This window comes from Faecalibacterium sp. i25-0019-C1, from assembly GCF_042854225.1.
In the GTDB taxonomy this organism is placed as follows: domain Bacteria; phylum Bacillota; class Clostridia; order Oscillospirales; family Ruminococcaceae; genus Faecalibacterium; species Faecalibacterium taiwanense.
The window spans coordinates 885,532-899,426 of record NZ_AP031428.1 but is presented as its reverse complement, the minus strand read 5'-3'; the positions used below and the strand labels follow the sequence as shown (position 1 = coordinate 899,426).

Genomic DNA, 13,895 nt, shown 5'->3' with positions numbered 1-13,895 from the left:
AAGAGCGTGATATTGTGGAAGAGACCGAGATCAGTCATTTTCTCCACATTTTGGTCCGAATGGGCGAAGCTTTACAAAACAGTGGCGCAGAAGTATTCCGCGTTGAGGACACTTTGAACCGAATCGCAGTCGCCTATGGGGCAGAAGATGTGAATGTATTCGTGATCACATCCAGCATCGTGGTCACGCTTACCATGCCCTCGCTGCCGCCGCAGACCGAGACCCGCCGCCTGCGTCACGCTGCCAGCAATGACCTGCTGACATTGGAAAAGCTCAATGCGCTCAGCCGCCGTATCTGCACAGCGCCTCCTTCCATAGAAGAGTTTCAGCGCCAGCTGAATGCCATTCTGGCACAGCATCCGGACCCAAGACTGCATCTTGCCGGCAGTGTGTTGGCTGCTTCCAGTTTTGCCATCTTCTTTGGTGGAAATCTCTGGGACGGCCTGCTGGCCGGCGGCATTGCCGTTCTGATTTGCTGGATGGAGCGCTATCTCTCGCCTTTTTGTATGAATGGCGTAGAATTTCAGTTTATAGCATCATTTCTCAGCGGTGTCTCCACTCTGCTGCTCTGCCGCTTTGGGATGCAGTTTCATGCCGATAAAGTTCTGATTGGTATCATCATGCTGCTGATTCCCGGCATCATGCTGACAAATTCCATCCGGGACATCTTACTTGGGGACATTATTTCCGGCTCTCTTCGGCTGGTGGAAGCCATTCTGATGGCCGCCACCCTTGCACTCGGCATGATGGCCGCCATCTGGTTGATGGGAGGAATTTCCGCATGATACAGGTTTTTTCGCAGTTGCTCAGTGCTGCCCTTGGTTCGGTCGGTTTCGGACTGATCTTCAATCTGAACCGGCGCTACTTACCCGCCGCCGGTGTAGGCGGACTTCTGGCATGGCTGGCTTATCTTCTTGCCGCCAACACCCTGCACAGCGTCTTTCTTGCCAATCTGTTGGCCGGTTTCTGTGCCGCTCTGTATGCCGAAATTCTTGCCCGATGCTGCAATGCACCCTCTACGCCTTTCTTCATCACCGCTGCCATTCCCCTCATTCCCGGAAGCACCCTCTACTACTGCATGAACGCAGTCGTCTCCAATGATTTGTCTGCTGCAGAGCATTTCGGAGAGCAGACCTTTCTGGCCGCTCTTGGAATTGCCGGCGGTATGGCAATCGCATGGTGTCTGGCCGATTTGAGCCGGAAGCTGCACGCACTTGCAATCCGTTCTTCGGGAAAGTAGCGATCTTCCACATTGAAGAATGCCCCTGATGATCGGGTCGTTTGAGCTGCTGCTCTGAAATACGGAAAAAGGCCGTCCGGCACCGCAGCAGGGCTGCCTTTACAATTACAAGGATGTGTCTCTATGAAACTCAAACAATTCATTCAGCAGGAAACGGTCCTCACCGCAGCCGCTGTGCTGGCCGTTGTCTCCGCCTTCTTTGTTCTGCCGGATGCGCAGTATCTCGGCTACATCGACCTGCGCACGCTGGCGATTTTGTTTTCCCTGATGACGGTCATGGCCGGGCTGCGGCGGCAGGGCTTTTTTGATGGACTGGGCCGGGCATTGCTGTCCCGTACCCACAGCACCTTTCAGCTGACGCTGGTACTGGTCGGGCTGTGCTTTTTCGGAAGCATGTTCATCACCAACGATGTTTCCCTGCTGACCTTCGTTCCCTTTACGTTCGTGGTTCTGAGCCGTCTGGGAGCGGATGTCCGCCGCTCCCTTCTGATCCCGGTGGTCTGTATGCAGACCATTGCGGCAAACCTTGGCAGTATGCTGACCCCCATCGGCAACCCGCAGAACCTCTATCTTTACGGAAAAAGCGGCATGAGCATCGGGGGATTTGTTCTTCTTATGCTGCCCTACACCCTGGTCTCTCTGCTCCTGCTGCTGGCTTGGGCAGCGCTGGTCTGCCAGAAAGCCTCTGCCGCCCTCTCCGTGGACGAGCTTGTTTCTTCTTCTGCATCTCAGGGAGATCAGAAGATCATCCTGCTGTATCTGGTTCTGTTTGCCGTCTGCCTGCTGTCCGTGATCCGGGTACTGCCCTATGGCATTGCCTTTGCCGCTGTACTCGTCTGCGTTCTTTTTGCAGACCCGCACACCTTACGGGCAGTGGACTATTCCCTGCTTTTGACCTTTGTGGCTTTTTTCATCTTCATTGGCAATCTGGGGCGCATTCCGGCCTTTTCCGGCTGGCTGCAGGAGTTTCTGACCGGCCGGGAAGTTCTTGTGGCGGTTCTTGCTTCGCAGGTCACCAGTAATGTTCCCGCCGCCCTGCTGCTGTCCGGTTTCACGGCAGAGACACAAGCTCTCATCATCGGCACCAATCTCGGAGGTCTTGGCACTTTGATCGCATCCATGGCCAGTCTTATTTCCTACCGGCAGATCGCACGGGAGCTGCCACAGGGGAAGAAGCAGTATTTTGGGCTGTTCACCCTGTCCAACCTGATCTTCCTTGCGATCCTGCTGGGTGTGTGGTTTTTGCTCCGCTGAGCGTGGCAGATGACTTATGGTTTTTCTATAAAGCTAAAAAGGGGAGTTCTGTCACAGACGAAGGTCCAGGCAGAACTCCCTTTGGTTTTATCGTATGGTCAGAATGCCGGTGCCCACCGGCACCTCCAGCAGCTTGCCGGAAAAATGCTCCGGGATACCGGACAGTGCCTTTTCCAGATAGGCATCGTTTTCCACCTTGTTCATGTCCCACACCAGACGGCACACTGCTTTCCCGCTCAGGGTGGAACAGGTGATCATACTGTCATAAAAATTATTGCCGCCTGTCAGCCGGTAGGCACTGCGGATTGCTTCTTTTCGTTCCATGCTCCGTCCTCCTTACACTATTTCACCGCTTTTGCGCCGTAACGCAAAGCCAGCCCTTTTTGCTTTTGTGGCTCTGGATCTGACAAAATCCTGCTTGTTCCAGATACTCTTTCAGTGCAGTATCCGTATAGATGGTCATGCCATTGATGATTTTCGTCCATTTGTCGTCTTTTGTCGTTTCGCCGTTTGCTTCGTTACAGATGAAAAAGACCCCGCCGGGCTTCAGCACCCGATAAACCTCTCTGAAATTCTGTGCAAGCTCCGGCCAGAAGTAGACCGTTTCAAAGGCGGTCACCACATCAAACTGCTCCGCTTCAAACGGCAGTTCTGCCACACTTGCCTGTTGCACGGTACACCGTCCTGCCGCAATGGCTCTGGCATTGACTTTTCGCGCTTTTTCCACACTGACAGCTGAGTAGTCGATGCCATGCACCTTGCCTTTGTGACACAGTTTCAACAGCGTTTTAATGTTCGCTCCACCGCCGCAGCCGCAGTCCAGCACCATGGCATCCGGGGCATGCTGTAAAAAACTCAGCCCCCATTCTGCCATTGCGCTGTGTCCAAAGTTCATCATAGCAACCATGATCTTCCCGCCAAGGCCTACGGGCTTTCGGGTATTTTCAAAAAAGGACATAATGCCACCCTCTTTCTGTTTACCGTTCACAATGCAATACTTTTTACCAGATGCGCCCACTGCACCGGATGACAGGCCCGCAATTCCTCGTGCTGTGAGTTATGCAATGCTAACTTTTCATTCTATAAAAAGCCGCTTCTCAGCGGTCCTTCTGCCAAAATAATACGCCCTGCCGTCTCCTCTGTCAAGGAGTTTAGGCATTTTCGGGTATTCCGAAAGAGATTTTGCTTTTGGGAATCCCCAACCGTCACCCCAGTGCCACATCCAGCACCATCATCACGCTGAAGCCCACCGCAAAAAACACCGTGCCGACGTTGGAGTGCTGCCCCTGCGACATTTCCGGGATCAGTTCCTCCACCACCACATACAGCATAGCTCCGGCAGCAAAGCTGAGCAGATAGGGCAAAGCAGGCACCACGATGCCTGCCGCCAGAATCGTCAGCACTGCCCCGATGGGCTCTACGATGCCGGACAGTACGCCGCCCCAGAACGCCCGGCCTTTTTTCATTCCTTCCGCCCGTAGTGGCATGGAGATGATAGCACCCTCCGGGAAGTTCTGGATGGCAATGCCAAGGGAAAGTGCCAGCGACCCGGCGGCGGTGATCTGAGCCGTTCCGGCAAGGTATCCGGCATAGACTACGCCCACTGCCATACCCTCCGGGATGTTGTGCAGCGTCACCGCCAAAACCATCATTGTGGTGCGCTGGAGCTGGCTTTTTGGCCCTTCGGCCTGCAAACTGTTCTGGTGCAGATGCGGGATGAGATGGTCCAGCAGCAGCAAAAACAGGACGCCCAGCCAGAAACCCACCGCCGCCGGGAAAAACGCCAGCCTGCCCAGATCTGCAGCCTGCTCCATGGCCGGGATCAGCAAGCTCCATATCGATGCCGCCACCATCACTCCGGCGGCAAAGCCGGTGAGGGCGCGCTGGATGCCGTCACGCAGAGAGTTTTTCAAAAAGAACACACAGCCTGCCCCAAGGCTTGTGCCTAGAAAGGGAATTAGGATCCCCCAGAACGCGTCTTGTATCATGTAGTACCTCCTTGCGGTTATTCATGACTAACTTCGCAAAAAGTATACTGCGCTCCGGCAAAAAGGTCAAGGGCTTTGCGGTATAGAGGATGCAGATCGTTTCCTGCATCGAAAAATTCACCTCTGCAAACTTTCCGGTTTCTACTTGACAACGCCCGGTGGGAGTGCTATTTTTACTTCGCGAATTTGTTTTGCCTAACCATCTGAGGGGTTTTTCCCCTGCATTTTTTTGCATCAATTGTTAGGTAAAGCTAACTATTTTTTCAAAACTGAGATAGAGGTGTGTTACCATGAGATTGAAAAAAGTATTTGCAGGTGCACTTGCGGCCGCTATGCTGGTATGCGCTGTGGCAGTCCCGGCCTTCGCTGCGGAAGAGGTGGAACAGGAAAACTGCCTGACCTCCAGCTATGTCCAGATGAACATCCCCTACGCCGACTTCTACAAGGCTGCCGGTGTGGACAACGCATCTGAGATCGACGCTGTGACCAGCGCCACCAAGAACAAGACCCGTGCAGGCAACCTTGCCGCCGGTTCCTACCACGTCAACGCAGATGGCACCGACATCACCGGCGTTTCCTTCCCGGTCAAGGTGCTGACCCCGTGGGCGCTGAAGAATGCAAAGCAGGTCACCGATGCCGACAGCTACGACATTACCGTTACCCTGAAGGGCAAGGAATCCACCACCACCTACACCGGCGCAGATGCCTTGTTTGAGAACGAGAGCTACGCTTACTACAAGCTCAGTGAGACCCCTGCCTACTACATCACCGCATGGTATAACCTGCTGAGCGGCAAGTGGGAGTTTGGCAAGGTCCACGCCACCGAGACCACCGTAGAGGGCACCACTGTGGAGCTGAATACCAACGGTCACCATGCCACCTACGAGATGAAAATCTCCGGTTTTGATCTGGACTACAAGGCCAACAAGGTCTACGGCGTAGTTCTGACCACCGCCGATGGCAGTGAGTACGGCCTGCATCATGTGACCAACATCTGGCATGGTACCAAGCTGGGCTTCAATGCCGATGATCCTTACTTTGCATCCGTCATCGGCAAGACGATTACTCAGATCACCTTCTACGCCGCCGACGGCGTGTATGTCCTGCCGGTCAATGTGGCGCTGTGAATACACGGGAAACTGCCTAATTTATTGTAAAATATAACACAAAACGGCAAGGTCGCTTGGCATCAGGCGGCCTTGCTTTTCCGTGTCAGGAGGAGTTGGAATGAACAAAAAACGATGCCATACACTGCTGCCGCTGGTGCAGCTGCTCCCGACGGTGGCGGCAGCGGCAGCTGTACTTTTTGCCCTGCCCCGCACCGTTCCGGTGCTGGCCGCCGTGCCGGAAAAGCTGACAACCGTGGTGGAGCAGCCTGTGGAAGCCGTTTCCTCCGAAGCGGAGGAAGAAACCCTGCCCAAGCTGCCCTATGCCGACGGCGTTTACGTCGGCTCTTCCCGGGGCTACGGCGGTGCCGTCCGAGTACAGGTCACCATGGAAAACGGCAGCATCACGGAGGTGGAGATCTTGGACGCATCCCACGAGACCAAGCAGTTTCTGCGGCGTGCCAAGCGGCTTTTGACCACCGTGGTGGAGACTCAGAGCTGGGAGGTGGATGCCGTTTCCGAGGCCACCTACACCAGCCGGGGCATTCTGGGCGCAGTGCAGAACGCCCTGACCGGCGAGGTAGTCAACAATCCCCTGCCGCCCCAGCCAAAGCCCGCTGCAACGCTTGTGGTGGAGGAATTTACGGCTCCCTCCATCTACTTGGACGGCATCTACACTGCCGAAGCCATGGGCTTTGAGGGGCAGATCACAGTGCAGGTCACGGTGGCAGAGGATAAAATTACCAATATCACGATCCTGAGCGCCGAGGACGAGGAGGAATATCTCTCCCGGGCAAAACAGGTCATCCCCGCCATTCTGGAGGGACAAAGCCCCAACGTGGATGCTGTTTCCGGCGCGACCTACTCTTCCACCGGCATCCTGAACGCGGTCAAGCTGGCGCTGGCAAAGGCGGCTGTTGCCCCGGCAGAGAAAACCGCTCCGGAGCAGACTGCATCGGAAGAGACGGCAGAGGAAACCGCACCGTCTGAAGCAGCAGAGCCCGAGGAAACGCCGGTCACCGCGCCCACCGTGGAGGTGGTGCAGCCGGAGGAAAAGAGCGCCGTTCCCGTGTGGCTCAAGGAAGTATGGCAGCAGCTTTTCTATGCAGATGCACCGGCATCCTCTGAACCGGAACCGGCATCTTCTGAGGAAGTGCTGCCGACATCCGAGCCGGCACTGCCGCCGGAAGAGACCGGGATTGAATCTGAAACGGAAGGAGCAGCAGAATGAAATACAAAAATTTTCTCCTCCGGGCGGTGAACCTGCTGCTAATTTTGGGGGTACTGTGGCAATACCAGCAGGTGGCGCTGATCCGGGCGGCAGCGGTAAGCCAGCGCAAGCAGGAAATTGCCGAAGTTGAAGCCTACAATTCGTGGCCGGGTTTTCCGGGGTAAAACAGATCTTTCTGCACATCGGTGCAGGCGAGGTGCTCTCTGTGGACAGCTTCACACTTTCCCTGCTGGGGCTGTGCGGCTTCACCCTGCTTTTCGACCGTTTTTTCTGTGGGTACGCCTGCGCCTTCGGTAGCTTGGGCGATGCCGTCTGGGCGCTTTCCGGGCTTATTCAAAAAAAGCTGTTCCACCGCAAAAAGCAGCTCCGTCTGCCGGAGCGGGCGGTGCTTTTGGGGCAGAAGGTCAAATATCTGCTGCTGGCATGGCTGGTAGCACTGTATGTGACCCGGCAGGAAAAGATGCTGACCGGCGCAAGCCCGTGGGAGGTGTTTTCCCGCCTGACGGCTCTGCATCTGCCGCCGGAGGGCTTTGGTGTGGGCATCGGGCTGCTTGTGCTCATTTTGCTGGGTATGGCGGTGCAGCCCCGGTTCTTCTGTCAGTTCCTCTGCCCCATGGGAGCGGTGTTTGCCCTGCTGCCGGTGCTGCCATTTGCGCGGCTGCACCGGCAGAGCGACGGCTGCATCCCGGGCTGCAATGCCTGTAAACAGCAGTGCCCGGTGTGCCTGAAGCTGGAGGAAACCAGCCTGCGCAGCGGGGAATGCATCGCCTGTGAAGCCTGCGTTGGCACCTGCCCCAAGCAGAACATCCACCGGTGGGATACCACTTTGTGCAAGCGTCTATGGCTGCCGGTGCTGGGTAAAGTATTGCTCTTCTTCCTGCTGGGCTGCTGGCTGGGCTTTTGCCGATTCATCTGAACTAAAAAAGGAGGCTGCTGCGCAGTATTTGTGCAGCAGCCTCCTTTTGGCTGGGAGATCTATCATTTCGATACGCCGGAGCATCTGCGGACGCTCCGGCGTACCATTTTTACAGGGAAGACTTCTGCTCCAACAGGTCTGTCATGCTGCGCAGGCTGATGCCGAGGGTGGAAAGGTTATGCAGCATCGCGCTGGTGGCGGGGGCAAAATGCCCAGTGCGCCCAGAAGGATGAGGGCCGAGTTGAAGCTGAGCACCGGCTTTTCGCCCTGCAAAACCGAAAGCGTTTTGGCGATGCTGGCAGGCTCTACGCCCAGTACGTGAGCTGCCTCCGCCACGGTTGCCGAGGACTCGCTCAGCACAATGACATGGTCTCCCAAGCCTTTTTCTTCTAGGTCTGCTTTTGCTTTTTCAAAGGACATTTTCCCACTTCTCCGCTCTTATTCGGTAATAGCCCAGACCCGTGCGGGCAGACCAGTTGCACCTTCAATGCGGGGATAAGAAACGATGACCACCGCACCGGCAGGCTGAACTTTATCCAGATTTGCAAGCACCTCCACCTGCAGCTTGTCGTTGTCCAGAACATAGCGCTCGCAGGCAAGGTCACCCTTTTCCTCCGCCACCGCAGAGGAATCGGTATCCAGCGTTTCGTGGCCGTTGGCGGCGGCATTGCGCACCTTGTAGATATACTCCAATGCTTCCAGCGACCAGCCGGGAGCATTTTCTTTGCCCTCTGCGTCGATGCCGGACAGCGCATCCATATCCGGCCACTTCTTATACCAGTCGCTGCGCAGAGCCACCAACGCACCATCCGGGATAGGACCGTACTTTGCTTCATAGGCCTTGATGTCCTCCACTGTCACAGCGTAGCGAGGGTCTTTCTTGGCCTGCTGGGAAATATCGATGACCACCAGCGGGAAAATCAGGTCGTTCACATCAAACTTTTCGGACAGTGCTTTGCCCTTGATGAAGTGACCCGGGAAGTCGATATGGGTACCGAACTGTCCGGGGAATTTGAAGGTCTGGATCAGGCATTCCAGTTCCGGCTTGCCCCAGTCCCACACGGTCTTTGCCAGCTCCACAGAGCCTTCCGGGATGCCGGACCAGTAGGGGCTTTCGTTGTTCAGCGAGTGAGAAAGTTCCACCCAGCGATATTTTTTAGCATTCTTCAGTGCGTTCCACAGTTTATAATCAGCCATTGTCGGTTCTCCTTTTATTGTGACGATGTATGTTCGGGCACTTCTCCCAGACAACGGCATCTTCCTGTTTTTCTCAGTCTGTCTGCCGGGAATTTGTCTGGGAGCAGCGCATTCGCCCGGGCAGCCTGTGCCGGGCATCTGTTGTACGTTTCATCTGTCTGTGCTCCCTTCCTTGTGTTGGGGATAGTATAAGCCCATTTTCGCACCATGTCAATAGGTTTATGCTGTCAAAAACTTCCCCGGCAAACGACAGGTCAGCAAACCGTTCGCCCTTGCAATAACGTTTCGTCATCCCCTTTCCCTTTTATCGCAGCTCTTCCAGCAGGGCGGTGCATCCCTCCAGCACATCCTGCCATGGCAAACAAACAAGATCTTCTTCATCTTACTCTCCCAGCACCTCGCCCAGTGCCAGAACAGCGTTGCGGACGCACTCCGGGCACGGGCACAGCGGTGCGCCGTTCTCTATTCCCTTCAGATCCTTGCAGATGGTAGCACCGCACTTTTCCTGAAAGTTTTGCAGCAGTTCCTTAGAAATGCGGGGTGTGCCCTTGCCGTCGGTGACGATGCCCGCCACCATCACAGCGCCGATCAGTGCGCCGCAGGTGCTCTCCATGCAGCCCATGCCGGCGGCATAGCCTGCGCCCAGCTTCATCAGGGTGTCGGCATCCACCGGCAGCTTGTCCTCAAATGCCTTCATCACCGCCTGTGCACAGTTGCACTGTCCAGTAGCTTTCCATGCGGCAGCCTGTGCCGCCCGTTCTTCGATGTTCATTTTAAAGTCCTCTTTCTTTGATGAATCGTAGTTTATTCGACATTATCATAAAATTCCTGTAACACTGTTGCCAATTCCTCCGGAGATTCTATGTTTGCTTCATGACCCGCTTTCAAAAGTTCATGGAAGTGGGAATCACTCAAATAACTGGCAAGTTCCTTTGAGGCTTTTTTGTTTGCGTTGTCCTTTTCCCCACAAATGATCAATGCCGGACAGGACACCTTACATAATGAATCCCTGAAATCCAATTCCGTCATCGTACCGCACAAGCTGATCACATCTGCTTTCTTGAATCCAAATTGCTTGAACATTGTATTCGGCATAAAGCGAAACAGCATATTCTGGAACTTCAATAGCTTTTCAGGCATTTTATATTGTGCTGCAATTAGCACCAGTGCCTTTACTTTATTCGGATGGTCTATCGCATAATTAAGTGCCAGAACAGCACCCAAGGAAAGCCCGCACAAGACGATTTCGTCATTTTCCTTGTTGCACTCTTCTGAGAATGCAGTATACAACTCCTTATAGGTGGCCGCTTTTCCTTCCAGCATCTCTGCCAAGCTCAAGCTGGCGCTTCTATCCGAGACCTTCGTTTCTTTTATTACTCTGTCCCAACTGTCTGGTTTTTGTCCCAACCCATGTAAGTACAAAAACTTCATCTAATTTCCGCTCTCCTTCACACGTCCTGCTGCTTCCTTTCCAGCGCTTCAAAGTGATACCGGGGCTTGCCTTTGCTCTTTTTGCCATACTCGATGGCCTCTTTAGGGCAATAGCAGATGCAGGCCATGCAATGGGTGCAGTTTTTGCCCCAGACCGGCTTGCCGTTTTCCAGACGGATGTTGTTCAGAGGGCACAACTCCACGCACTTACCGCAGCCGATGCAGGCATCCGTTGCCCGGAAGGCATCCGCTTTTACAAAGAAGCGATAGAACACCGGGTTCACCGGGCCGCTCATAAAGCGGTCGTAGAGGTTCTCTCTCGGCGGAGGAAATTCCTGCCCGGCCTTGAGCTGCGCCAGCACCTTCTGAAGTGCAGGCTCTGCCTGCTCCACGATGCTCCGTGCCTGCTCCTTTTGAGGTGCATTGAACATGGCAATGTAGTTTTCCGGCATGATGATCTGAGCTGTGCCCATATACTGCAGCTGCTTTTGCGCTGCAAGCTGCCGGTTATAGCCTGCCGCATTGCCAATTTCGCTGCCGCAGTCCATCACAAACCAGATGCGCTCTGCCCCGGTCAGCTCGGTCTTGCCCAGCCACTCCGACACCACCCGGGGGATGCGCCATGCGTAGGTAGGCGTTACCAGCACCACGTCACTCCCGGTCTGCACCGGGGCGGTATCACCTGCCTTGATACAAGCGTTCAGGTCGTAAAGCGGCATCTCCAACCCTTCGGCAATGCGCCGCGCCAGATACCGGCTGTTGCCGGTTCCCGTAAAATAAAGTACCATGGCTGCTCCCTCGTTTTTTGTGTGGTTTTCGGTTGCCTGTCCGCCCGGCAAACTGGAACTTGTCGGGGCGAGGCCCCTCCATCTTGCTACGCAAGACTGTTCTGTCACTTAAAAGCCCCACTGGGGCTTTCATTGTTCCGCTTCGCTCCACAAACGCGAACTTGTCGGGGCGAGGCCCCTCCATCTTGCTGCCGCAAGACCATTCGGTCGCTTGAAAGCCCCACTGGGGCTTTCATTGTTCTGCTTCGCTCCACAAACGCGAATTGTTTACTTCTTCGTCTTAGGCGCAATAAGCAACATGACTGTCACAAGAATATATAAACCATACAGTAACCAAGTAATGGTATTGTTCCAAGGAAAACTCATTTCTGGATGGTTCAATGCAAACACTATAAATGCAATAGCTATAATCAGCATTATTAAACCGAGAATCCTTGATATACGCTTTTTCATGCAAAGCACTTCCTTGTCAAACTGGAATTGTTAATCTTGAACTGGTCCTATAATGCCAAATGCTATTGCATCAATAAAAAGCACGAACGCTATCACACAAACAATTAAAATAGTTGCAATGACTTTAATAACAAGTTGTTGATTTTGTCTTAAATTACTCTTACTAACAATCCTTAAGACAAAAATCAAAGCAACGAGGATGATAAAAGAAATAATATTATAAAGAACCACTGTTTTCATCTATGTGTCCTTCTTTTTTATATCAATTCCGAGTTGCCGCTCTCCGTATGCCATAGTCTCCGCACGCAAAAAGCCCTTTGCGGCAAGGTGTGTGCTTACACCTCACCCGCAAACTTCATGCCCCAGCTCATGCGGGTGTCGTACATCAGGCGGGTCAAGGCAAGGCTGTCCTGCGGGGTGTAGCGGTCGCTGCCGGTGCGCCCCAGCTTGACGCAGCGGCTTGCTTCCCGGATCTCATACTCAAAGCCGTTGATGTCCACCGGGCAGCGGATGACCTCCGGCTCTTTGCCCTCCACTTCCAGCGTCATGGTCTCGGCGTGCTGGAAATCCGGCAGAAAGATACTGCCCTTGGTGCCAACGATACGGGCATTGCGCTCCAGCTCCTGCCCGATAGTCTGGACCGACTCCGCCTTGCAGCCGCCGGGGTAGGTCAGCACAAGGCGGCTGTAATCGTCGGTGCCGTACTCGTTGATGTGGACCTCTTTGGTTTCCACCTTCTCCGGGTCCTGTCCGGTGAGGATGCGCAGAAAGCCCAGATTGTAGATGCCGATATCCAGCAGCGCACCGCCGCCCAGACCGGAATCAAACTTGCGGTCCTTCCGGGCACCGGAGGCAACAAAGCCGTACTGACAGGTGATCTGCTTCAGCTCCCCGATGGTGCCAGCAGTAATGATCTCGCGCAGGCGGTCGTACAGCGGCAGCAGCCAGATCCAGAACGCCTCCATGAGAAAGAGGTGCTTTTCCTCTGCCAGACGGTACAGCTCCCGTGCCTGCTCCGGGCTGATGGTAAAGGGCTTTTCGCACAAAACGTGCTTACCCTGCTCCAAGCAGAGCTTGCAGTTTTCGTAATGCAGGGTGTTGGGGGTGGCGATATAGATGGCCTCCACCTCCGGGTCGGCGGCAAGGGCTTCGTAGGAGTCATAGCAGCGGGGAATGCCGTACTGCTGTGCAAACGCCTGTGCGCTTTCCAGATGCCGTGACCCCACGGCAACAATCTGCTCCCCCTCTGCGCCCATCTGTTCCACCGTAGACGCAAACTTTTTGGCAATGGTGCCGGTCGCTAAAATTCCCCACTTCATAACGGTACCTCCCATTTTATGGCTTTGGGTCCAGTATACCATGATTTTCCCTTGTGGAAAAGCTTCCGAAAAACAAAAATGTCCCCGGAGGGCTTGTTCCAACTCTCCGGAGACAGATTCTATGCACCGGTATCATCCCTCTGGCTGCACGCCAAAACAGGCTCCTGCAAGCGTTTAACCACTGGCAGGAGCCCGTTCATTTCTTAAAGTTTCGTCATCCACAGACCATGCAGGTTGCAGTAGGCGTAGACCGCCACCGGCTTTTCGCTGCCCAGCTCAAACACCGCCTTGGGTGCCTGCCCGGGGGTAAGATAGCGGAGCTGTCCGCCGTTTTCGGTCTCCACAAAGAGCCACTGGATGTGGTGCACATCCACCATGGGGTGCTCCACCGCACCCACCGTGACGGTGAGGATGCTGCCGGAACGCTCTGCCACCGGCAGATGCTTTTCGCCGCTGGCTTCCACGGTGTTGGGGAGCAGTTCCTTCATCTTTTCGCCGCAGCAGACCAGCGGAACGCCTGCGTTGTGGATGGTGGTGACCAGGTTGCCACAGTGCTCACAGATATAAAACTTTGCCTTCATATTCAAATCCTCCATCGGAATGTTGTTGGTGTTTCCTGTGGCTATATGATAACATTTCCTAGTTATATTTTCTGTGACTGGATCACGTAAGACAGCCTTGTGCTATGGGAATGCCCCTCAGCTTCCCATGCCGAGGAGCACCAGCACGACCACCACCGCAATGGCGATGAGGCAGCCGCAGCCGCTTCCGTCTCCACCACTGCCGCCACCATTGTTGTGGCCGCCGCCACCGCCACCAGACGAACCGCCGAAGTTGCGGTTGAAAGCCGTCATGTATTGGGCATAGCCCGTGTCGCCTTTGCCGAAATAGCCGTAATCACCGTTTGCCATGGTGTTTTCCTCCGTCTGAAGTGTGTTTTGCTTCTTCTGAGGTCATTTTACCGGAAGAGGT

Annotated in this window: 19 protein-coding genes; 7 read left to right on the top strand and 12 right to left on the bottom strand. The window is 54.6% G+C overall.

Annotated elements, in window-relative coordinates; translation table 11 throughout:
- Positions 1-14 precede the first annotated feature (14 nt).
- The 3 genes from ACGHUK_RS04455 (at position 15) to ACGHUK_RS04445 (ending at position 2,494) form a co-directional block, all read left to right on the top strand.
- Positions 15-785, top strand: coding sequence for a threonine/serine exporter family protein (locus ACGHUK_RS04455; protein WP_390575216.1), 771 nt, complete (start codon positions 15-17; stop codon positions 783-785).
- The gene (locus tag ACGHUK_RS04450) at positions 782-1,240 is read left to right on the top strand and encodes a threonine/serine exporter family protein (RefSeq protein ID WP_005939716.1); all 459 of its coding nucleotides are present in this window, start codon (positions 782-784) and stop codon (positions 1,238-1,240) included. The genes ACGHUK_RS04455 and ACGHUK_RS04450 overlap by 4 nt, the downstream gene beginning before the upstream one ends.
- Positions 1,241-1,363: 123 nt before the next feature.
- Positions 1,364-2,494: an SLC13 family permease gene (locus ACGHUK_RS04445; protein WP_390575214.1), complete on the top strand. Its 1,131-nt coding sequence runs from the start codon at positions 1,364-1,366 to the stop codon at positions 2,492-2,494.
- Positions 2,495-2,581: 87 nt separating this feature from the next.
- Here ACGHUK_RS04445 and ACGHUK_RS04440 read toward each other — a convergent pair whose 3' ends face one another.
- The 3 genes from ACGHUK_RS04440 to ACGHUK_RS04430 form a co-directional block, all read right to left on the bottom strand.
- Complete coding sequence (locus ACGHUK_RS04440) at positions 2,582-2,818, bottom strand: hypothetical protein (RefSeq protein ID WP_242961855.1); 237 nt, start codon at positions 2,816-2,818, stop codon at positions 2,582-2,584.
- A 22-nt stretch (positions 2,819-2,840) separates the two neighbouring features.
- The gene (locus ACGHUK_RS04435) at positions 2,841-3,452 is read right to left on the bottom strand and encodes a class I SAM-dependent methyltransferase (RefSeq protein WP_390575212.1); all 612 of its coding nucleotides are present in this window, start codon (positions 3,450-3,452) and stop codon (positions 2,841-2,843) included.
- 247 nt (positions 3,453-3,699) lie between these two features.
- Positions 3,700-4,482: a ZIP family metal transporter gene (locus tag ACGHUK_RS04430; protein WP_390575210.1), complete on the bottom strand. Its 783-nt coding sequence runs from the start codon at positions 4,480-4,482 to the stop codon at positions 3,700-3,702.
- A gap of 290 nt (positions 4,483-4,772) precedes the next feature.
- Between ACGHUK_RS04430 and ACGHUK_RS04425 the strand changes: the two genes are divergently transcribed.
- The 4 genes from ACGHUK_RS04425 to ACGHUK_RS04410 all read left to right on the top strand — a co-directional run bounded on the left by ACGHUK_RS04425 (position 4,773) and on the right by ACGHUK_RS04410 (position 7,735).
- Complete coding sequence (locus ACGHUK_RS04425) at positions 4,773-5,609, top strand: hypothetical protein (RefSeq protein ID WP_120080707.1); 837 nt, start codon at positions 4,773-4,775, stop codon at positions 5,607-5,609.
- A gap of 100 nt (positions 5,610-5,709) precedes the next feature.
- Entirely contained in the window at positions 5,710-6,819 is a 1,110-nt protein-coding gene (locus ACGHUK_RS04420; RefSeq protein ID WP_223387923.1) for an FMN-binding protein, read from the top strand.
- A complete protein-coding gene (locus ACGHUK_RS04415; RefSeq protein WP_005939690.1) occupies positions 6,816-6,983 on the top strand; it encodes a hypothetical protein in 168 nt (55 codons plus the stop codon). Before ACGHUK_RS04420 ends, ACGHUK_RS04415 begins: the two co-directional genes overlap by 4 nt.
- Positions 6,962-7,735: a 4Fe-4S binding protein gene (locus ACGHUK_RS04410; protein ID WP_223387924.1), complete on the top strand. Its 774-nt coding sequence runs from the start codon at positions 6,962-6,964 to the stop codon at positions 7,733-7,735. Before ACGHUK_RS04415 ends, ACGHUK_RS04410 begins: the two co-directional genes overlap by 22 nt.
- Before the next feature lie 141 nt (positions 7,736-7,876).
- On the opposite strand, the gene ACGHUK_RS04405 is transcribed toward ACGHUK_RS04410, so the two are convergent.
- The 9 genes from ACGHUK_RS04405 to ACGHUK_RS04365 form a co-directional block, all read right to left on the bottom strand.
- A complete protein-coding gene (locus ACGHUK_RS04405) occupies positions 7,877-8,155 on the bottom strand; it encodes a hypothetical protein (RefSeq protein WP_223387925.1) in 279 nt (92 codons plus the stop codon).
- An 18-nt stretch (positions 8,156-8,173) separates the two neighbouring features.
- Positions 8,174-8,932 (bottom strand): cyclase family protein, encoded by a 759-nt coding sequence (locus ACGHUK_RS04400; RefSeq protein ID WP_223387926.1) that lies wholly within the window; start codon positions 8,930-8,932, stop codon positions 8,174-8,176.
- A gap of 382 nt (positions 8,933-9,314) precedes the next feature.
- Complete coding sequence (locus ACGHUK_RS04395) at positions 9,315-9,704, bottom strand: C-GCAxxG-C-C family protein (RefSeq protein WP_005939676.1); 390 nt, start codon at positions 9,702-9,704, stop codon at positions 9,315-9,317.
- Between the two features lie 32 nt (positions 9,705-9,736).
- A complete protein-coding gene (locus tag ACGHUK_RS04390) occupies positions 9,737-10,363 on the bottom strand; it encodes an alpha/beta fold hydrolase (RefSeq protein ID WP_390508131.1) in 627 nt (208 codons plus the stop codon).
- A 17-nt stretch (positions 10,364-10,380) separates the two neighbouring features.
- Positions 10,381-11,151 (bottom strand): EFR1 family ferrodoxin, encoded by a 771-nt coding sequence (locus ACGHUK_RS04385; RefSeq protein WP_390575206.1) that lies wholly within the window; start codon positions 11,149-11,151, stop codon positions 10,381-10,383.
- Positions 11,152-11,634: 483 nt separating this feature from the next.
- Entirely contained in the window at positions 11,635-11,844 is a 210-nt protein-coding gene (locus tag ACGHUK_RS04380; protein WP_097772305.1) for a hypothetical protein, read from the bottom strand.
- Between the two features lie 95 nt (positions 11,845-11,939).
- Complete coding sequence (locus ACGHUK_RS04375) at positions 11,940-12,923, bottom strand: Gfo/Idh/MocA family protein (RefSeq protein WP_390575203.1); 984 nt, start codon at positions 12,921-12,923, stop codon at positions 11,940-11,942.
- A gap of 203 nt (positions 12,924-13,126) precedes the next feature.
- On the bottom strand, positions 13,127-13,504 hold the full coding sequence (locus tag ACGHUK_RS04370; RefSeq protein WP_390575201.1) for a desulfoferrodoxin family protein: 378 nt from the start codon (positions 13,502-13,504) through the stop codon (positions 13,127-13,129).
- A gap of 117 nt (positions 13,505-13,621) precedes the next feature.
- Positions 13,622-13,834, bottom strand: coding sequence for an HFLK protein (locus ACGHUK_RS04365; protein ID WP_154258567.1), 213 nt, complete (start codon positions 13,832-13,834; stop codon positions 13,622-13,624).
- Positions 13,835-13,895 lie beyond the last annotated feature (61 nt).